The sequence below is a fragment of the Marinomonas sp. ef1 genome, from assembly GCF_002806845.1.
GTDB classification, from domain to species: Bacteria; Pseudomonadota; Gammaproteobacteria; order Pseudomonadales; family Marinomonadaceae; genus Marinomonas; species Marinomonas polaris.
In genome coordinates, this window is the sequence record NZ_NHTT01000004.1 from 230,001 (window position 1) to 248,897 (window position 18,897).

Below are 18,897 nucleotides of genomic sequence, written 5' to 3' on the forward strand. Positions count from 1 at the left end.
CTTAGTTGAATATCCTCTTTTATTAAAGCTAGAGAAAACAAGGCTCTGTGAGATAATAGGGTCTATTTTTTTGCACAAATATAGGGCATAACACAAAGGTGATGGATCTATTTTGTGCTAGATGAAATTTTTGCATCATTTTGGTGCTTTCATGTGCTTTGTTGTGCTTAATTTGAATACCCATACGCAATATATTGAATAAAGCGCTTTCCATAATTTGTAATCTGCATGGTAGACTTAAGCATCAATTGAAGCCATGTAAGGAGATCCACATCAGATGGATAACTCAGCAAAACCGCTTGATCGCTTAGACAAAAAAATTCTTCGAGAACTGCAGATTAATGGCCGTTTATCGAATGTAGAGTTGGCTAGTCGAGTAGGGCTAAGTGCTACTCCTTGTTTGGAGCGAGTGCGCCGCTTGGAACGTAATGGTTACATTACGGGCTATTGTGCTTTGGTTAATCCAAAGAAAGTGGACGCAGGATTGCTTGTTTTTGTCGAGATTCGTCTAAAGACAACGTCTCCAGAAGGTTTTAATGAATTCAAAACAGCGGTTACTGAAATCCCTGAAATTTTGGAGTGTCACTTGATAGCTGGTGATTTTGAGTACCTGCTAAAAGCACGCGTATCCAACATGGACTCTTACCGCCTTTTGCTTGGAGAAACCCTACTGACGCTGCCACATGTTCGAGAATCTCGTACTTATGTAGCTATGGAAGAGGTGAAGAATACTACTGTGGTTAATATCCCTTAAAGAATAAGGTTAGTGAATGGCCTGCTTACGCAGGCTTAATGCTACTTATTTTGTTAATTCAGCAAGTATTTTTTCCATCATAACCGGCCCCATCCCTTTGATATTAAGAACGGCTTTTTCTGATTGAAAAGGACGCTCTGCTATCAACTTTTCTAGTACTTTTTTCGGTACGCCTTTCACCTTTAGAAGCTTGTCCACTTTTGATTTATTAATGGCGAGATAGCCATCGGCGTAACCAGTGGCGTTTTTTTTTACTTCTTTCGGCTTTTTTACGGTGGGGTGCTCTGTTGCTATTTTCGGCGTAGATGCTGCTTTTTCGTTCTCTAGTTCGTCAACTTGCATCGCTGGGACAGAGGGATTGGATGGTGCTTCAACTTGATAAGCTGTGTCGAAATAAGCTGAGTCACACAAGGTGTAATCTACTACGTTCCATTCGCTAAGTTGCAATGCTAATTGCCAAGAGCCAACCTGTGGTGGTTGAAAAAACAAATCGTAGTAGCAATCGGAAAGAAAATGCTGCCCTTTCATTTCACCAATAATAGTTGACGCGAGGACTATTTTTTCTGAATCCCCAATACCTTGATGAAATGCACACAACTGTAGTTGCAACGTGCCACTTAGATTTCCTTCGTCTCTATCATTAGCAATGCGCTGAATGGAAATGATGACTCTGTCATTTTCGATTCGGTAGCCGCAGCCTTGGATCGTTAGATGTGCTTGATTGGAAGCATTCATGTCAGTTCCTTCTTGCGAATCGATTAAGTAGGGCGTTTTAGCTTATGGAATTTTTGATTAAATTTTGCACATGTGCAAGCAAATACCGTTTATTTAGATGAAAAGAGTATTTAGACGTTTAAATATTGATCGTGATTAGGCAGCCATCGAGATAAAAGAGGCGATACACGATCAGGATAACGACTGTGCAGCAGCGAAGCGGCTTTTTGAACATCATCCAGCAAGTTTTTATCGCGCTGTAAATCTGCTACTTTGAATTCCCAAAGGCCGGTTTGTCTGGTGCCGAGTAGCTCACCAGGACCCCGTAATTCGAGATCTTTCTCAGCAATTTTAAAACCATCGCTGGTTTCTCGCATGGTAGAAAGTCGTTCTTTGCCTTGTTGTCCTAATGGGGCTTTATAAAGCAGCACACAATGACTGGCGGTTTGGCCTCGCCCGACACGACCACGTAACTGGTGAAGCTGAGCAAGACCAAGACGCTCTGGGTTTTCTATCACCATTAAACTGGAGTTTGGCACATCTACACCGACTTCGATGACGGTTGTGGCGACCAAGAGCTGAATCTCACCGGCTTTAAATCTGGCCATAATGTCGGCTTTTTCTTGAGCTTTAAGTCGACCATGCACTAAACCAATGGATAAATTACCCAATTGCTCTTGTAGTAATATTGCCGTGTCTTCTGCGGCTTGGCACTGTAAAGCCTCAGACTCTTCAATCAAGGTACAGACCCAGTAGGCTTGTTTGCCTTCTTCACAGGCGCTTTTCACTCGATCAATCACTTCTTGTCGGCGCTGATCCGATACCACAATAGTATTAACTGGCGTTCGACCTGGTGGTAGCTCGTCAATGACGGAGCAATCCAAATCTGCATAGGCAGACATGGCTAAGGTTCGGGGAATTGGTGTAGCAGTCATAATGAGCTGATGGGGCTGGAAACCGTGCTTCATGCCTTTTTCACGCAACGCCATACGCTGATGCACACCAAAGCGATGTTGCTCGTCGATAATGGCGAGCGCTAAACGATCAAACTCAACAGTGTCCTGAAATAATGCATGGGTGCCGACGACAATATTCGCGGCGCCAGAAGCTATATCAGCAAGCTCTTTCTCGCGGGTTTTACCTTTAAGTTTGCCGATCATCCATGCGACTTTTAAGCCAAGCGGCTCAAACCATTGGGTGAAGTTAATATAATGCTGCTCGGCGAGGATTTCGGTCGGTGCCATGATGGCAACTTGATAGCCAGCCTGTACGACAGACGCCGCAGCTAACGCCGCAACCAAGGTTTTTCCTGATCCTACGTCACCTTGCACTAAACGTAGCATAGGGTGACCTGTGCCGAGATCGTTAAGGATTTCCTGAAACACTCGACTTTGCGCATTGGTTGGTGAAAATGGCAATTGTTGTAAGAGTCGTTGGCTTAATTCGCCGGCGGCTTGAACTTTGATCGCGGCATCCTGCTTGGCCTTCATGCGTTTACCAATTAGCGAAAGCTGATGCGCCATAAGCTCTTCAAAAGATAAACGATATTGCGCCGGGTGAGTACCTGATCTTAGTAATTCGAGATTGGCCTCTCGCGATGGGTGATGCAGAAAATGAATGGCATCGCTCAGCGGTGGCAAACTGAATTGGGTGCGGATTTCATCCGGTAGCCACTCTTGCAGATTGTAGGGTGTTAAACGCTCTAATGCTTGTTCGCACAGTTGTCGAATCTTGGTTTGCGTTAATCCATCAGTCAGCGGATAAATGGGCGTAAGTTGCGCTGTTTCTTCTTGTGTTTCGTCTTCACCAATAACTTTGTATTCTGGGTGATATATTTCAAACCCAGTACTGCCACGACGGATTTCACCAAAACAGCGAACGCGCTTACCTGATTCCAGCTGCTTCTTTTGCGCAGCTGAAAAATGAAAGAAGCGTAAACACAAGGTGCCAGTGTGATCTTTGATACGACACAGTAAACTACGACGTTTGCCCATTTTGATTTCAGCACCCGTGACTTGGCCTTCGATAACGGCTTCGTCACCAAAGCGCAGCATTCCGATTGGAACAACGCGCGTTCTGTCCTGATAGCGAATCGGCAAATGAAACAGCAAATCTTGTACTGTATTTAAATGGAGCTTGGCCAGCTTTTCGGCCATCGCATCACCAACACCTTTTAGCTCACGAACATCCTGAGTGTCTAATCCGTCGATCATACTGTTCTCTATAAATTCAGATGCTTGCAAGCATCACGGATAGATTGGCTCACGGCTTCAATGGCTTTTGGGCGCGGGAAGCTTGCTCGCCATGCTAAAGCCACTGTGCGTTTGGGTGCAGGTTCGGTGAAAGGGCGCACTTCCAACATATCGTGATTAATATTGGTTACGGCGGATTTCGGTAATACTGTCACACCTAAACCAGATGCCACCATATAACGGATGGTTTCTAACGAACTGCCATTGACTATAGTACGACCATCACCAAATTCGCCTTCTGTTACCAGAGGGCAGGCTTCTAATACTTGCTCACTGAAGCAATGGCCTTTGCCAAGTAACAACAGATTATCAGTAGAAAGCTGGTCGGTTTCTATGTGCGTTAGCTTCGTCCATGGATGATTCTTTGGCATAAGAACCACAAATTCTTCTTCGTAAATCGGCTGTGTCACCACGTCTGGTTCACGGAACGGAAGCGCTACAATGATGGCGTCTAGCTCGCCGTTACGCAGTTTAGGGCGTAAGTTTTCAGTTAGATCTTCTTCAATGATCAATGGCATGCCAGATGTTGCACTATGCAAGGCAGGAATCATAAAAGGGAACAAATACGGGGCGATGGTATAGATCGCACCGACCTTTAGAGGGCCTTTTAATTGATTTTTACCAGAGGTCGCCAGCTCTTTAATCATGTTGGCTTGATCCAGCACCCGCTTGGCCTGAGTGATGATTTGCTCGCCTAGTGGTGTGATATAAACAGAGCTTTTGCTGCGCTCAAAAATGGCCGTGCCAAGCTCTTCTTCTAGCTTCTTCACAGCGACACTGAGCGTTGGTTGCGATACATAGCAGCGATCTGCTGCTCGGCCAAAATGTTTCTCTTCGGCTAGCATTACAATGTATTTCAATTCCGTTAATGTCATAGCACACCTTTTACTTAGGCTGATTCATTGTTAATAACTATGATAATACATAATTTGATAAAGTATACTCGTTCTTTAGTTACTGAGAATGTCTTAGGTTATTTGGGGAGGATAAATGGCAAAGATTCTAATCGCTGGTTGTGGTGACTTGGGTTCTGGTTTGGCAACCGAGTTAGTCGCGCAAGGCCATATGGTCACGGGTATTCGTCGCACAAAAAATGATTTCCCGAATGGCGTAATGGGCATAACAGGTGATCTTGTTGAAATTAGCGACGACACCTTGCCTGATGCAGATGTGGTGTTTTTAATCATGACGCCGAATGGCCGCAATGAAGAAGCGTATCGCACGGCATACTTTGATACGGCGCAGGTGTTAATTCGTCGATACAAAGACATAGCTAAGCAGCCAAAAGTATTTTTTGTATCAAGCACCAGTGTTTATGGTCAAAGCCAAGGCGAGTGGATTGATGAAAACACACCAGCACAACCGACCTCAGCCACCGCCAATATTTTACTGGAAACAGAACAATCATTAGCGGCTGCATTTTCCAGTGTGGCAGTGCGTTGCTCGGGTATCTATGGCTCTGGGCGTTATAGATTATTGGAAACGGTTTTAAGTGGCAAAGATTGGGAAGCTAATAGCTGGACTAATCGCATTCATCGAGACGACGTTGTTTCTGCTTTGGTATTACTGGCAAACTGCGCTTTAAGTAAGAAAGCCATACCAGCACATGTGATCGTGACGGATCAAACGCCTGTTTCCATGTGGGAAGTAAAGCTTTGGCTGGCAACTTGCCTTGAAGCCAAAGTCGCTGTGAGTGGCGGTGAAGGCTTTGTTCCCACTTCTGGGAAACGCATTCAAGGACAATACTTGTTGTCACAAGGTTGGCGTTTGCAGTATCCAAGTTATGTGCCGGGTTATCATGAGCTGTTGCGTGAGTTTAAGGCTTTGCGATAAATCAGCTGAGCGATAAACGCTAAATAAAAAATAGACATGAAAAAAGAGGCCGCAGCCTCTTTTTTCATGGGGTATAGATGACAGTGAAGAGATTAGTCTTCTAGTACCATGATACCTTCGATTTCTACTTGAACGCCTTTTGGCAATGCTCGAACGCCCATTGCTGCACGAGCTGGGTAAGGCTGTTTAACGAATTGCATCATCACTTCGTTGACTGTGGCAAAGTTGCCCAAGTCAGTCATGAAGATGTTGAATTTAACGACGTTCTCTAGAGAACCGCCAGCCGCTTCGCAAACTGCTTGTAGGTTTTTGAATACTTGTGTTGTTTGTTCAACGATGTCTTCGCTGATAACTTCCATGGTTTCAGGAACCAAAGGAATTTGACCAGACAAATACACAGTGTTGCCGGCGCGTACTGCTTGTGAGTATGGACCAATCGCTGCTGGTGCGTTTTCAGTGTGAATCACTTGCTTTGACATAATAAGTATCCTTTATCTTGGAAGTAGTAAGTTAAATAGGTAAGTGAAAATTGATTAGCGCCCAACAATGGTTTCGCGTGAGACTTTTTCCACACAACGAACCGCTTTAATGCGGCGCATAACATCAGCCAACCCTATACGACTAGAAATAGTAATGCTTAACCGTAAACGACTGACTCGGCCTCGCTCAATGATATCGAGGTTCGACACTTGGAAATCGGTATCACTGATAGAACTGGCAATTTTCGCCACAGCGCCACGCTCGTTGATGTAGGTGACGATAAGGCTAATATTTAGCTCTTCTTCGATCTCTTTGCCCCATGCCATATGGATAAAGCGTTCAGGGTTAGATAAATGATCTTGAACGTTAGGGCAGTTGAGGTGGTGAATGATGATTCCTTTATCAACCTGAACATAACCAACAATTGGGTCGCCAGGAATTGGAGCACAACATTTAGCATAAGAAATAAGCATACCTTCTGAGCCATTCACCTTAAAAGATTTTGGCGTAACCAAGGTATCTTCATCAATGTTCGGGAAAAGCTCGCGAGCAACCAGATAACCAACATGACGGCCTTTGCCGATAGATTCTAATAAATCATCCATGGATTCTAGCTGGTGGTTTGCTAATACTTGTGCGATTTGCTCTGCAGTCAGCTCTTCGACGTTGGTTTTAAATGCATTTAATGAACGAGTTAACAGACGATGGCCGATAGATATCGCATTTTCGCGTTGTTTGTCTTTCAAATAATGGCGAATGTTGGTACGTGCTTTACCTGTAATCGCAAAACTTAACCAAGCAACATTTGGTTGTGCATTTTTCGCAGTAATGATTTCAACCGTTTGTCCGCTTTCTAGCTGTGTGCTTAGTGGTGCAAGACGACGGTTAATTCGACAAGAGATACAGGTGTTGCCGATTTCTGTGTGGACACCATAAGCAAAATCGACTGGCGTCGCACCAGAAGGCAATTCAATGATTTGGCCATTTGGCGTAAAGACATACACCTCATCAGGGAACAAATCACTTTTCACGTTATCAACAAATTCCACGGGGTTGCGTGCTTTTTGTTGAATTTCTAATAAGCTTTTTACCCATTTTGTCGCGCGGTCATGGTTGCTTGGCATATTAGAAGTGCCGCTGACCTTGTAAGCCCAATGAGCCGCAATACCATTGTTGGCAACCAAATCCATTTCTTCAGTGCGTATTTGGACTTCCATTGGAATGCCGTTGGTGCCTAATACCGTTGTATGAAGAGATTGGTAGCCATTGGATTTAGGAACCGCGATGTAATCTTTGAAACGACCTTCGATTGGTTTAAACAGAGCGTGAATAACGCCAAGAATACGATAACAGCTGTCATGGCGGTCCGTAACAATACGTACGCCCATTACGTCCATGATTTCATCTAAAGAACGGCGCTTTTTGTCCATCTTTTGATAAATGCTGTAAATGTGTTTTTCTCGAACGCTGATGCTGGCTTCAATGTAATCGGCAGCCAGTTCCGATCGAATCGTATCTTCAAGCTTTTGAGTGTCTTTAATGCGCTGCTGGCCATATTTTTTATGGATGGCTCGTTGCAGCATACGCGCGCGCATTGGGTAATAAGCTTGAAAAGCGAGGGATTCTAAATCTACCCGAACCTTGTACATACCTAGACGGTTTGCGATAGGTGCATAAATGTCTAATGTTTCACGGGCAATACGGCGTTTCTTGTGGGCAGGCATGGCATCTAATGTGCGCATGTTATGCAATCTGTCCGCTAACTTAACCAAGATGACACGAATATCATCGGCCATGGCCATGGCCATTTTTTGGAAGTTATGGGCTTGTTTTTCTATTTGGCTATTGAATTCAAGGTGCGTTAATTTACTCACACCATCCACAAGTCCCGCAACGCCTTCACCAAATTGTTCGGTAAGCGCTTCACGGCTAATGCCTGTGTCTTCAATAACGTCGTGCAGAAGTGCCGCTGTCAATCCATCACAATCCATTCGAAGTTCCGACAGAATTTCGGCGACAGCGAGAGGATGGGTGACATAGGGCTCGCCACTTTTACGTCGCTGCCCATCGTGGGCTTGCTCGGCGTAATAGTAAGCGCGTTTTACCTTAGCAATTTGCTCATAAGGTAAATACTGACTCAAGGTCAGGGCTAAATCTTCAATGGTATACATCGCTCACCTCACTAAGGCAAAAAGGAAGCGCGACAGCTGTGCTATGAGCGACACCATAAAGATTAAAACTCGTGCAATGGGCGTTTTTGCTGATCAACATTTTTTGCGTTGATCAAATTTTCCGCGATTTCACGTAGTGCAACTACAGTAACTTTGTCGCCTTCTAAAGGCACTTTTGCGTCTTCACCACCAGTAGCAAGTTGACGGGCGCGTTTTGAAGCGACCATAACTAATTCAAAGCGGTTATCAACGTTTTCTAAACAATCTTCTACGGTAACTCGAGCCATTTTGACCTCTGTATTCGGTTATCTATTTTTCCAAGGGTAATTCTACTTAACGGCTTCTCACAATGACAAGAGATCATTTATAAGATTGCCATATTTTTCCTGCATAACAGGTGTTTTGGAGCGCATTGCGGTAAAAACCGACGAGATTTGTGAAAGTGCTTCATCAAAATCGTCATTTACAATAACAAAATCATATTCGTGATAATGCGACATCTCATTAACCGCCTTTGCCATACGACGCTGAATGACTTCATCTGAGTCTGTGGCGCGTTTTCTTAAACGTTCTTCTAGCGCTTGTAATGACGGCGGTAAAATGAATATTCCGATGGCTTCAGGGTAGAGTTGACGTATTTGGCGAGCGCCTTGCCAGTCTATTTCTAAAATCACATCTAAGCCTTGTTCTAGCATACCAAAAATGGACTCTTTTGATGTGCCGTAATAATTATCAAAAACTTGAGCGTGCTCGAAAAAAGCGTCTTCAGCAATCATGTCCAAGAAGGATTCATCATCGATAAAATAGTATTCTCGGCCATGTTCTTCGCCAGTTCGTGGCGTACGTGTGGTATGAGAAATAGAAATCCGCACGTTATTGTCTTGGCTTAGAAGTGCCTTATATAAGGTTGATTTACCAGCACCAGAAGGGGCTGATAAGATGAATAAATTGCCTTTATGTTTGTCCATGGGGTTCTTTTAATCCGCCTTTTTTGACTTTGTTGCGTTTTACTATATCACAAACAAAATGCCTGTTAATTAGTTGGATATTATTGTCGATATTAGTGTTTTTTGACAGGTATGTTATTGAATGTTCAAGCCGAGTTTTGAATTTAACTGACAATATTCTATTGATTTGATGAATAGTAATAATTCGTTACAAAGTTTTTCTTTGTTCTAGATGCATTTTTTTTAAACAAGACTAAGCTTTAATTATAAGCATTCAACAGATAAATGATGGAAGACAAGGAAGGGAAATGCAATGGATTTACCCTACGAAAAGAAATCACTGAAAGCAATCTCCAAAAAAAGAAACTACTGCAAAGTCTTATCCGTTGAAGATGACCCTGATTACCAAGAAGCGCTAATGAACGGCCTTAGTGCGCTCAATTATGATGGTAAACAGGTGGAGTTTCTGACTGCATCATCCGCTAGTGAAGCGGCGACAGTTATCGCCGCCAATCCTGATATATCGGTTATTTTTCTTGATGTTGTCATGGAAACCGATGTTGCAGGGTTGCGCTTAATTCGTACTATTCGTGACGTTATTGGTAATGATTTGGTGCGTATTGTCTTGTTAACTGGTCAACCGGGTATGGCACCAGTGGATGACCTTATTGGCCAATACGATATCGACGACTATTGGTGTAAATCTGATCTTACTCAGGCACACCTACAAACCATAGTTCTAAGTAACTTGCGTACTTGGGAGCATCTTTCTGATATGAAAGAAGCCCGTCATGGTATGCAACTGTTGTTGGCTTCAAGTCAACGAATCGCCTCAAAGAGCGACATTACTGACTATACACACTCTATTTTAGAAGAAATTGGGTTGCTGCTAAAAATGAGCAGTGGCGGAATTGTGTGCTTTTTTCACCCAGAAGAAGAACATCTAGAAAAAGCTTTAATTGTGGCAGCTTGTGGCGAGTTCTCGTCTCATATCCATCAATATTTTTTATCGGCAATTCAAGACGGTATTTTAAGAGAAGCTGTAGAGTTGGCTAATACGCAGAAAAGTCATGTGTTCCAGGATGGCTTTTCGGTGTTGTATTTTTCGAATAAAGAGTTGGAAGATCGAGAATACATGGTAGTGGTAAAGCTTGATCGAAACCTTGCCGGCAATGAAATTAATTTACTTCAGGTATTTTGTGAAAATATTAGTGCCGGTTTCCGCAATGTCGCTTTGCATAATAAGCTAACCGAACTGGCTTATGTTGAGCCTACTTTAGGGATACATAATAAAAACTGGCTGGTTCGTGAAATACGCAATATGTTTTCGTGGGAGCGTGAAAAAGCTACCTTGCTGATGCTTTACGTGGAAGATTTAGCTTATACAGAGTCTGTTTTAGGGTCTAAATATTGCGATCAACTAACGCTTTCTCTGTACGATTATTTGAACCACTTCTTTGACAAAACGGTCGATATAGCCTTGCTTGAGAGAGATACTCTGGTGTTGATTGTGTATGACGATCAGGATTACAACGAAGCGTCGCTCGAGAACATTATTCATACCAGCATTGAAGTGGAAAACTCCTTACATTCTCTTGATTTGACTGTAAGTTTGGTGAAATTTTCAGACTTTCCTAATTATGAACCAGAGCAATTAGTCAGTGTCGGAAAAAGTACCTTAGAAAGAGCAAAATACGAAAGTGTTTCATACTTGGCCTTTTCTGAAACCCTTGCGTCGGAGATGTTTGGGCGTTATGAGTTATTAAAAGATCTACGAGAAGCCATTTTAGATAATCAGATCCTCGCTTATTTCCAGCCTAAATTTAGCTTAAAAGATAACACGCTGATTGGATTTGAAGCCTTGGCGCGATGGGTGCATAAAAATGGGCAGTTTATTCCGCCTGATCAATTTATTGCACTAGCTGAGAGCAGTGGTCTGATTGATAAATTGGATCAGCAAATGTTGCGGCAGTCTTGTAAAGCGATTAATACACTTAAAAATTTAGGTATTAACGTGCCTATTTCTGTGAACGTTGCAGGTAATGAAATTATTCGTCCTAACTACTTCGAAAACTTTAAACGACTGCTCGCGGAAGAAGGAGTTTCGAATGAAATGATTGAGTTAGAAATTACTGAGTCCCAAATCATTGAAGAAAAAACTAATATTAACAAGCATTTATCGAATCTCAAAACATTAGGTATACGAGTCAATATTGATGATTTTGGGACGGGCTATTCTTCCTTAGCGTATTTATCTACTTTATCGGTTTCAACCATTAAAATTGATCACAGCTTTGTGTGGCGCATGGAAGAATCCGAGAAAGATTGGGAAATATTGAAGATGATCATCGAACTAGGAAATTTCTTGGGGTTAAGTGTTATTGCTGAAGGTATTGAGACTGAGCAACAAAAAACGCATTTGCTAGCTCTGGGGTGTGAGGATGGTCAAGGTTATTTATTCGCCAAACCTATGTCATTAGACGATACGATCAGCTGGGTTAAAGCAGGTTTGTAATAATATGGCTGTTGGTAAACGGATGTCACAAAAATCATTATTTTGCATTTATTTGTCGGGTATTTTGATTTTTATAGCTTTGCTTAGTTGGGGCAGTTATCGATTCTTTTTAGACAATAAAATTAGTCAGTTAGCATGGAATGAATCAGAAGTATTGTCTCGTAGTGCCAGCGTTTTTAGTCGTGAGATGGGGCATATAAAGCGAGTTACTTTGCTGCTACGCAACAGCATTAATGCTCGCCTATCTTCTCAGAATGCCGCTTCTCAAAACTCAGCCCCGGTTCAAGGCTTGTTATTACCACAGAACGAAAAATCAATTCCCGCTGATTGGGAGGCTCAGGTGGTGGATGAATTTAATCAATTTGCTCGAACATCTAGCCTTATTTCCCAAGTTCGCTGGATTATGCCAGATGGCCAAGAGCACATTCGAATCAACTCTCAGGCTGGTGTCATTACTCGTGTACCAGAGGAACAACTGCAAAACAAATCGGATAGGCATTATGTACAAAATGCACCTACTAACAGCAATGATGTATACATCTCCTCTTTAGATTTGAACATAGAAAATAAAGAAATTGTCCGTCCTTTTCAGCCAACAGTGCGTGGTGTCGTCAGAGTTGATGGTGAGATGCCTGGGTTTTTGGTGGTGAATTACGATTTGAGCAAGTTGTTTGAACTAGTGCGTACTTTTAGTAGTGACGGCGTATATTTAGAAATATTAGATACTAATGGGAGTTGGTTGTTGGCTGCGGATAGAAGTCTTGAATGGGGCGGGATTCTACATTCTGATGACTTGAATTTTAATATCAAAACGCATTTCCCTGCTATTTGGCGACAAATGGATGCGGCGGATGGATTAGAACGAGTCTTTGATGGCCGTCGTTTATGGAGCCTCTTGAATCTGTATATAGATGAAGAAACGGATATCCAGAATTCACAAACACCATCTCTGTATTTTGTTGCGCGCTCAAATTCTGATGCTTTTATGGCATGGCGGACCAATTTGATCTTGTCCATTGCTAGTATCGCTGTTATTAGTTTTTTTGTGATTGCGTGGCTAGTTTGGCGGCAAATTACAGCTCAATTTGAGACCTATCGATTACTGCAACTGGTTCAGCAAGAAAAAGCACAAGCAGAGCAGGTTAACCGTAAACTGAATCTAACGAATAAGCGATTAGTGGATCTTCAGGATGAGTTAGTAGAAACCAGTAAATTATCTTCACTAGGACTTATGGTGGCTGGTTTAGCTCATGAAATGCATACGCCGCTTGGTGGCGTCAGAATGGCTTTATCTTCATGTAAGGTTTTGTTAGATAAAGAAGCCAAGCAACAGCCTTCCGAAGGGCTTGAAAAAATGCAGAACTCCTTGTTAATAGCGGAAAAAAATTTGGTTCGTGCTTTAGATGTAGTTTCTAGTTTTAAGCGTATTGTGTCTGATAGGACCGCTCAGGAGGTTCAGGCCTTTTTCTTTCATAATGTCGTCAATGACATCTTATTTACCTATAAACCTATATTAAAAAAACGTCCTAGTATTTGTATTGACGTTGAATGCCCAGAAGACATTGATATGCTGGGCTACCCTGGAGCCATGTCTCAGATCATTCAGAACCTTATCGATAATGCACTAGATCATGCTTTCCAGCGATTGGATAAAGGCGTTATTACCCTTACGGCTAAAAAAGAACAAGAGAACCTCATACTTGTTATTAGTGACAATGGCAGAGGTCTCTCTCCAGAAATTAAAGCGCATATTTTTGAACCCTTTTTTACTACAGGTAGAACTAAGCAACATACGGGATTAGGGTTACACCTAGTTAGTCAGTGGATTAATAAATTAATGAATGGACGGATAGATGTTGTGTCCGAGCTAGGCGTTGGAACGACATTTACCCTAACGATTCCCCTAAAACAACATGAAGATGATGAGTCAGCGAGCTGACGAATTTTAGCAACTTCTGTCATGCATCGTTTGTTGTAAACAGGTTATTCTGTCGATACTTAATGAATTGACGGAACGAGCAAAGAGCGTGGCATCGATAAAGTACTACGAAAAACGCATGCTAGCAGTATGTGATTACATTTATAAGCATTTGGATGAAGACTTAACAGTCGAAGCTTTATGTGATGTTGCCTGTTTTTCTAAATACCATTTTCATCGGCAGTTCACACATTTCATGGGTGTTGGCGTATTTAAATTTGTGCAGATCTTACGCTTGAAACGGGCTTCTTATGAATTGGTGTTTACTAAAGAAAAACGCATCATTGATATTGCAATGAGCGCGAAATTCGATCACCCAGAATCTTTCTCAAGGGCTTTCAAAAAAGCCTATTCACAATCTCCAAGTGACTTTCGTCGCCATCCAGACTTAGAAAAATTAGGTTTGCACTTTCATAAGCTAGATAGGCAGCTAGAGTCTGACATGACAGTTGATGTCGTGCATTTCGATACGACAAAGATCGCACTGCTAAAGCACCGAGGGGCACCGAGCCGAATCATGGAATCGGTCGCAATATTTAGAAAATGGCGCAAAGCATCTGGTTTATTGCCTATATCGAGAAGTCGAACTTTCAACATTGTTTATGAAGATCCCGCCGTGGTGGCCCCAGAAGATTTTCGCTGTGACATTGCAGCAGAAGTGATGATCGACGTGGACGACAATGAGTACGGCGTCATTAACAGTACCTTAGCTGGTGGTCGCTACGCCGTAGTTCGCCACTTTGGTCCTTATGACAGTATCAGTCGCTGTTTGTACTTCCTTTATGGGGAATGGTTACCAGAGAGTGGAGAAGAGCCGAGAGATGCGCCATGCTTTTTTCAATATCACAACCATTTTCCCGAAGTGGCAGAGCATGAACTCATTACGGATGTTTACTTACCTCTAAAATGAACTTTTCATAGGAGTCAAAGATGTTAGACATTGTTACGCATACCCCAATATGGGTTTGGTTGCTGTTAAGCTTTCTGCTCTATTTGGGCGTAAAACAAAGTCGTGATCGCAAAGTTCCGAAAAACAAAGCCTTTATTCTACCTATCGTGATGATCGTATTTTCATTGCATGGAGTGATATCAAGCTTTGGTGGCGCTTTTGATTCGTTACTGTTTTGGAGTGTCAGCTTTATTGCGACGTTATTGGTTGGCGTATTAATTTTTCCATCGCAACAGACACGTTTTGATGAGTCGATACAATGTTATTTTATAAAAGGTAGCTGGCGACCACTGTTTCTTATTTTGGGAATTTTTACTATTAAATACACCGTTGGCGTGATGGAAGGAATGCAAAGCTCTTTTCTTACTATGTCATCCGTTGTTGATGGATTGTCATTACTTTATGGCGTATTCAGCGGAGTGTTTGCTGCTCGTAGTGTTAGGCTATGGCGCTTGAGCCGTCCGACTCAAGCTTACTCTTCACCTTAAGCCGTTAACGGTCTGGCTTTGGGCTCGCCATCCAGCCCAATGCCATCCAGATTAAACCAATGCTTAACATGACATAGAGCGATGCCGTCCATGATTGCTGCCAATCGTAAAGGGCACCAATCAACACAGGACCAATAGCTGCGAGCGTATAACCGATCAACTGTGCCATACCGGATAGCGCGGCCGCTTGTTTTGGGTTATTGGTTCGCAAGCTGACAAAAGACAAGCCCAAGATAAAGCCCATACTGACACCAAAACCAAACGACACCGACCAAACCCCAGACCAGCTTGGAATGAACAAAAAGCCAGCTAAACTCAAGGAAGTTAGTCCGGTAGCAAACAAACATAATCGTCTGTGGCTTCCTAAACGGTTGATAAATGGCGCTAAAATCAATGAAGGCATCGCACCAGCTAATTGCAAATATCCTTGGTATAAACCAGCTGTTGAATCGGTATAGCCATTGCTCATTAAAATGGCCGGCACCCAAGCAACCACAATGTAATTAATCAATGAGTTGACTGCTAGAAATCCTGCTACTTGCCATGCAGTGATGGAACGCCAAACGGATGTAGATATCTCGACATTGCCGGTTTGCGGCGGTTGATGTTGAGTTATTTTGCAGCTAAACCAGACCACTAAAGGCAACAAAATCAACACACTTTGGCAAGCCAGAGCAAACGACCAACCACTCATCGGCAAGTTAAAAGAGGGCTGTTCCGCATACAGGCTTAATGGCACCGCAAGGCTCGACATTAAAAAGCCGCCGATGCTCATCATCAGCACATAAATCGCAGTGAGTTGAACAACGTAATTAGGAAACTCGCGTTTCAGCAAACTGGGTAACAACACGTTACCGATGGCAATCCCAGCGCCAATAAAAATAGCGCCAATATACAAGGTACTGATCGAGCCAAAAGCACGAATCACCATACCAATGGCGATCAAGCCTACGCCCGAAGCCAAAATACGCTCAATGCGAAAATGACGAGTCAGCCAAGACGCCACAGGTGCAAAAAAACCAAATGCTAACAAGGGCAAGCTGGTGAGCAAACCGGATTGTGAGCTGCTTAAATTCAGATCGGTACTGATTCGATCCAATAATGGCGGCAAGCCCGTGACTGGACCGCGTAAGCTCAATGCCACCAAAAAAATAAACAGAAGTAAAAATGCTGCGTCGTGTTGCGCTAGTTTATGTAATCGTTTCATGGTGTCCATTCAGAAAAAGAGTGATGTCGGGAGAGATTGTCGATTCGCTATTATATGAGTTACTCTGCTTGCTGAATTTAGAGACTTGGACAATAAATTGCGAAATACAGACAAAACCATTTTTGAATCCCTGACCGACCTTTGCTTTGCTGATCACTATCCGCATCGAGTTTTGGTATTGCGTTCCCAATCGGTACCGCACAGTGAAGAAACGCCTTGGCATCATCATCAAAAAGGCCAGCTTGTCTTGCCTTTAACTGGCGTAGTGACCAGTTTTATCGATGACAAAATGTGGCTCGTGCCGCCGCGTTGCGCAGTTTGGATTCCCAGCAATGTCATGCATCGTAACCAGATCTCGCCTCATGCCGATGTCTGTATGCTCTTTGTCGACAGCACCGATTTAGCGTTGCCAGAGATCGCTTGTACCTTGACGATCACACCCTTTGTACGCGAGCTAATACTCCACCTGCATACGCAACAAGATTACGAAAAAACCGATCCGGCAACCGATCGACTGGTCGATGTCTTGCTCGATCAACTTATTCAGCTAGAACGCGAAGAGTTTGATTTTCCCATTCCCGATGAACCCACCCTCAATCGCTTGGCGTTGGAACTCATCGCCAGGCCCAATGAAAAACGTACCTTAGGTGAATGGGCCAGCGACTTCGCCATGAGCGAACGCACTTTAGCCCGTATGATCAAACGCCACGTACAACTTACCTTTGGTCAATGGCGCAGTCAGCTGCACATAGTCTTGGCCTTGCAAAAGCTCGCCATCAACCTGCCCATCCAAACCATCTCCGAAGAACTCGGCTACGACTCCGTCAGCGCCTTCATCACCTTCTTCAAAAAAGCACTGGGCAAATCCCCAAGACAATATCGGATAGAGAGATGGGGGAAGGAGTGAAGTTTTAAAAATAGACATAATAATATCCAAAAATTCCTATTTTAGTCTAAATTAGATACTATTATATCTGTATTTGTGCGAAGAGGTGTTTCTATGAGTCATTTCCTATTGCTTGATGATAGCGATGTACAGCAAGCCTTTGCCGCTCATCTACGTCGCTTGCGAGAACAAGAGAAATTGTCTCGCGATGCATTAGCCGCTCGTAGTGGCGTCCCCGCTCCAACCATCAAAAAGTTCGAACTGACAGGGCAGATTTCCTTTCGTCAGCTATTACTGCTCTGGCAAAGTCTCGATGATCTATCTCGGCTCTTTGCGTTGACTCAAAATACAGCAAATAATCAATCTAGTATGCCAACGTCTATTGAAGAGGTGTTGAAAAATGGCTTTTAAACCGATCCAAAAATTGCTTGTTCAACGCACACTTTCAACTGGAGAAAGTATGGATGTTGGTATGTTAGCGCAAAATCAACAAGGCGTTTTTTTTCAGTACAACACTGATTATCTTCAGCAATTTGGTAACTTATCTCCGATTACTCTTAAGCCTAATACAGACTTACAACGGGCACCAAAAGCGCCTCATCACGGAATTCATGGAGTATTTGGCGATAGCTTACCTGATGGTTGGGGGTTGCTGTTACAAGATAGAATATTTCGTCAGAATGATATTTTACCTGCGCAAATTACCGCAATGGATCGGCTAGCGTTTGTCGGCGATTCTGCGGTGGGCGCGCTCTCTTTTAGCCCTGAATCGAATTTCAAACAGTATGACGACGTTGATATAGATATTCATACGCTAGGCTTGGAAGCACAGAGTGTGTTTGATGGACAAGCAGAAGATGTGTTGATGGCTTTAGTCGCTGCTGGTAGCTCAGGTGGCGCAAGACCAAAAGCCCAAGTGTATCTTGATTCAAATAACCCAGCTCATTGGCGGACTCAAGCTCAAAAAAATGATGAAGCTTGGCTCGTTAAGTTCACCTCAAAAAACCTAGCACTGGGTCATGAAGAAGGCTTATGTGAAGCCGCTTATCTTTCTTTGGCGGAAAAAGCAGGGCTTCAACCGCAGGAATGGAAACTAATAGAAGCGCCCGCGAAATCCGGAGCGAGCCATTGGCTGGCTTTAAAACGCTTCGACAGAGTGCTAAACAAACAAGGGACTTTGGGGCGTTTACATATGCACAGTGCTTGTGGCTTATTAGACGCTGACTTTCGAGTACCAAGTTTAGACTACGAAGACTTAATCAAACTGAGTCGACATCTTTGTAAGTCGCCTATGATCGGACAAATGCAATTTCGTCGAGCCATGTTTAACTTGTTTGCCTGTAACCAAGACGACCACAGTAAAAACTGGGCCTTCTTACAAGATGACGCTGGCAATTGGCAGCCGGCGCCTTTCTATGACGTTACCTTCAGCCCACATCCGTTTAGTGAACAAGCCACGTCATTTATGGGTTATGGAAAGAAACCACCGTTAAAAGCCATTCAAAAACTCGCCACCACCGCCAGCTTCGCGAACTGGCACCAAGCCCAACAAGCAATAGAAGAAATGGTAGAGTCTCTTTCGGGTTTTCGTGATACCGCTTTATCACTAGGTGTGAAAGCCGATACTGTGCGTCTGATAGAGAAACAACTGGATGCCTGCTGGCAAGACAATAAAGGTTTATTGGGCTGATTTTAGGTTATATATAAAAAGCATGAAAAATAG

General features: G+C 43.2%; 17 protein-coding genes. 9 read left to right on the forward strand and 8 right to left on the reverse strand.

Annotated elements, in window-relative coordinates:
• Nucleotides 1-277 precede the first annotated feature (277 nt).
• Nucleotides 278-754 carry a leucine-responsive transcriptional regulator Lrp gene (lrp, locus tag CCS02_RS07610; protein WP_012072052.1) on the forward strand — a complete coding sequence of 159 codons (477 nt, stop codon included), beginning with the start codon at nucleotides 278-280 and terminating at the stop codon, nucleotides 752-754.
• A gap of 45 nt (nucleotides 755-799) precedes the next feature.
• Here the strand turns inward: lrp and CCS02_RS07615 are convergent, their stop codons facing one another.
• The 3 genes from CCS02_RS07615 to CCS02_RS07625 form a co-directional block, all read right to left on the reverse strand.
• Nucleotides 800-1,489 (reverse strand): helix-hairpin-helix domain-containing protein, encoded by a 690-nt coding sequence (locus CCS02_RS07615; RefSeq protein WP_100636264.1) that lies wholly within the window; start codon nucleotides 1,487-1,489, stop codon nucleotides 800-802.
• Nucleotides 1,490-1,599: 110 nt separating this feature from the next.
• Nucleotides 1,600-3,681, reverse strand: coding sequence for an ATP-dependent DNA helicase RecG (gene recG, locus CCS02_RS07620; RefSeq protein WP_072839388.1), 2,082 nt, complete (start codon nucleotides 3,679-3,681; stop codon nucleotides 1,600-1,602).
• A gap of 8 nt (nucleotides 3,682-3,689) precedes the next feature.
• Complete coding sequence (locus tag CCS02_RS07625; RefSeq protein WP_072839389.1) at nucleotides 3,690-4,595, reverse strand: hydrogen peroxide-inducible genes activator; 906 nt, start codon at nucleotides 4,593-4,595, stop codon at nucleotides 3,690-3,692.
• A gap of 115 nt (nucleotides 4,596-4,710) precedes the next feature.
• Here CCS02_RS07625 and CCS02_RS07630 point away from each other — a divergent pair, with 115 nt between their 5' ends.
• On the forward strand, nucleotides 4,711-5,553 hold the full coding sequence (locus CCS02_RS07630) for an NAD-dependent epimerase/dehydratase family protein (RefSeq protein WP_072839390.1): 843 nt from the start codon (nucleotides 4,711-4,713) through the stop codon (nucleotides 5,551-5,553).
• A gap of 92 nt (nucleotides 5,554-5,645) precedes the next feature.
• Here the strand turns inward: CCS02_RS07630 and CCS02_RS07635 are convergent, their stop codons facing one another.
• The 4 genes from CCS02_RS07635 to gmk all read right to left on the reverse strand — a co-directional run bounded on the left by CCS02_RS07635 (nucleotide 5,646) and on the right by gmk (nucleotide 9,172).
• Nucleotides 5,646-6,032: a RidA family protein gene (locus CCS02_RS07635; RefSeq protein WP_072839391.1), complete on the reverse strand. Its 387-nt coding sequence runs from the start codon at nucleotides 6,030-6,032 to the stop codon at nucleotides 5,646-5,648.
• A gap of 54 nt (nucleotides 6,033-6,086) precedes the next feature.
• Nucleotides 6,087-8,204, reverse strand: a complete 2,118-nt coding sequence (locus CCS02_RS07640; protein WP_072839392.1) for a RelA/SpoT family protein — start codon at nucleotides 8,202-8,204, stop codon at nucleotides 6,087-6,089.
• 62 nt (nucleotides 8,205-8,266) lie between these two features.
• Nucleotides 8,267-8,491 carry a DNA-directed RNA polymerase subunit omega gene (rpoZ, locus tag CCS02_RS07645; protein WP_012072045.1) on the reverse strand — a complete coding sequence of 75 codons (225 nt, stop codon included), beginning with the start codon at nucleotides 8,489-8,491 and terminating at the stop codon, nucleotides 8,267-8,269.
• A 57-nt stretch (nucleotides 8,492-8,548) separates the two neighbouring features.
• The gene (gmk, locus tag CCS02_RS07650; protein ID WP_072839393.1) at nucleotides 8,549-9,172 is read right to left on the reverse strand and encodes a guanylate kinase; all 624 of its coding nucleotides are present in this window, start codon (nucleotides 9,170-9,172) and stop codon (nucleotides 8,549-8,551) included.
• 292 nt (nucleotides 9,173-9,464) lie between these two features.
• Between gmk and CCS02_RS07655 the strand changes: the two genes are divergently transcribed.
• The 4 genes from CCS02_RS07655 (at nucleotide 9,465) to CCS02_RS07670 (ending at nucleotide 15,081) form a co-directional block, all read left to right on the forward strand.
• Nucleotides 9,465-11,666, forward strand: coding sequence for a bifunctional diguanylate cyclase/phosphodiesterase (locus CCS02_RS07655; protein WP_100636265.1), 2,202 nt, complete (start codon nucleotides 9,465-9,467; stop codon nucleotides 11,664-11,666).
• A gap of 4 nt (nucleotides 11,667-11,670) precedes the next feature.
• The gene (locus tag CCS02_RS07660; RefSeq protein ID WP_100636266.1) at nucleotides 11,671-13,605 is read left to right on the forward strand and encodes a sensor histidine kinase; all 1,935 of its coding nucleotides are present in this window, start codon (nucleotides 11,671-11,673) and stop codon (nucleotides 13,603-13,605) included.
• Between the two features lie 88 nt (nucleotides 13,606-13,693).
• Nucleotides 13,694-14,554: an AraC family transcriptional regulator gene (locus CCS02_RS07665; protein ID WP_198515344.1), complete on the forward strand. Its 861-nt coding sequence runs from the start codon at nucleotides 13,694-13,696 to the stop codon at nucleotides 14,552-14,554.
• A 20-nt stretch (nucleotides 14,555-14,574) separates the two neighbouring features.
• Nucleotides 14,575-15,081: a DUF6622 family protein gene (locus tag CCS02_RS07670; RefSeq protein WP_072839397.1), complete on the forward strand. Its 507-nt coding sequence runs from the start codon at nucleotides 14,575-14,577 to the stop codon at nucleotides 15,079-15,081.
• A 4-nt stretch (nucleotides 15,082-15,085) separates the two neighbouring features.
• On the opposite strand, the gene CCS02_RS07675 is transcribed toward CCS02_RS07670, so the two are convergent.
• On the reverse strand, nucleotides 15,086-16,288 hold the full coding sequence (locus tag CCS02_RS07675) for an MFS transporter (protein WP_232728842.1): 1,203 nt from the start codon (nucleotides 16,286-16,288) through the stop codon (nucleotides 15,086-15,088).
• A gap of 97 nt (nucleotides 16,289-16,385) precedes the next feature.
• Here CCS02_RS07675 and CCS02_RS07680 point away from each other — a divergent pair, with 97 nt between their 5' ends.
• The 3 genes from CCS02_RS07680 (at nucleotide 16,386) to CCS02_RS07690 (ending at nucleotide 18,864) form a co-directional block, all read left to right on the forward strand.
• Nucleotides 16,386-17,195, forward strand: a complete 810-nt coding sequence (locus CCS02_RS07680; RefSeq protein ID WP_232728843.1) for an AraC family transcriptional regulator — start codon at nucleotides 16,386-16,388, stop codon at nucleotides 17,193-17,195.
• Between the two features lie 93 nt (nucleotides 17,196-17,288).
• Entirely contained in the window at nucleotides 17,289-17,585 is a 297-nt protein-coding gene (locus CCS02_RS07685) for a helix-turn-helix domain-containing protein (protein WP_072839399.1), read from the forward strand.
• On the forward strand, nucleotides 17,575-18,864 hold the full coding sequence (locus CCS02_RS07690; RefSeq protein WP_100636269.1) for a type II toxin-antitoxin system HipA family toxin: 1,290 nt from the start codon (nucleotides 17,575-17,577) through the stop codon (nucleotides 18,862-18,864). The genes CCS02_RS07685 and CCS02_RS07690 overlap by 11 nt, the downstream gene beginning before the upstream one ends.
• Nucleotides 18,865-18,897 lie beyond the last annotated feature (33 nt).

Coding starts and splice junctions, on each gene's coding strand:
- lrp (WP_012072052.1), top strand. CDS start 278: ATGGATAACTCAGCAAAACCGCTTGATCGCTTAGACAAAAAAATTCTT.
- CCS02_RS07615 (WP_100636264.1), bottom strand. CDS start 1,489: ATGAATGCTTCCAATCAAGCACATCTAACGATCCAAGGCTGCGGCTAC.
- recG (WP_072839388.1), bottom strand. CDS start 3,681: ATGATCGACGGATTAGACACTCAGGATGTTCGTGAGCTAAAAGGTGTT.
- CCS02_RS07625 (WP_072839389.1), bottom strand. CDS start 4,595: ATGACATTAACGGAATTGAAATACATTGTAATGCTAGCCGAAGAGAAA.
- CCS02_RS07630 (WP_072839390.1), top strand. CDS start 4,711: ATGGCAAAGATTCTAATCGCTGGTTGTGGTGACTTGGGTTCTGGTTTG.
- CCS02_RS07635 (WP_072839391.1), bottom strand. CDS start 6,032: ATGTCAAAGCAAGTGATTCACACTGAAAACGCACCAGCAGCGATTGGT.
- CCS02_RS07640 (WP_072839392.1), bottom strand. CDS start 8,204: ATGTATACCATTGAAGATTTAGCCCTGACCTTGAGTCAGTATTTACCT.
- rpoZ (WP_012072045.1), bottom strand. CDS start 8,491: ATGGCTCGAGTTACCGTAGAAGATTGTTTAGAAAACGTTGATAACCGC.
- gmk (WP_072839393.1), bottom strand. CDS start 9,172: ATGGACAAACATAAAGGCAATTTATTCATCTTATCAGCCCCTTCTGGT.
- CCS02_RS07655 (WP_100636265.1), top strand. CDS start 9,465: ATGGATTTACCCTACGAAAAGAAATCACTGAAAGCAATCTCCAAAAAA.
- CCS02_RS07660 (WP_100636266.1), top strand. CDS start 11,671: ATGGCTGTTGGTAAACGGATGTCACAAAAATCATTATTTTGCATTTAT.
- CCS02_RS07670 (WP_072839397.1), top strand. CDS start 14,575: ATGTTAGACATTGTTACGCATACCCCAATATGGGTTTGGTTGCTGTTA.
- CCS02_RS07675 (WP_232728842.1), bottom strand. CDS start 16,288: ATGAAACGATTACATAAACTAGCGCAACACGACGCAGCATTTTTACTT.
- CCS02_RS07685 (WP_072839399.1), top strand. CDS start 17,289: ATGAGTCATTTCCTATTGCTTGATGATAGCGATGTACAGCAAGCCTTT.
- CCS02_RS07690 (WP_100636269.1), top strand. CDS start 17,575: ATGGCTTTTAAACCGATCCAAAAATTGCTTGTTCAACGCACACTTTCA.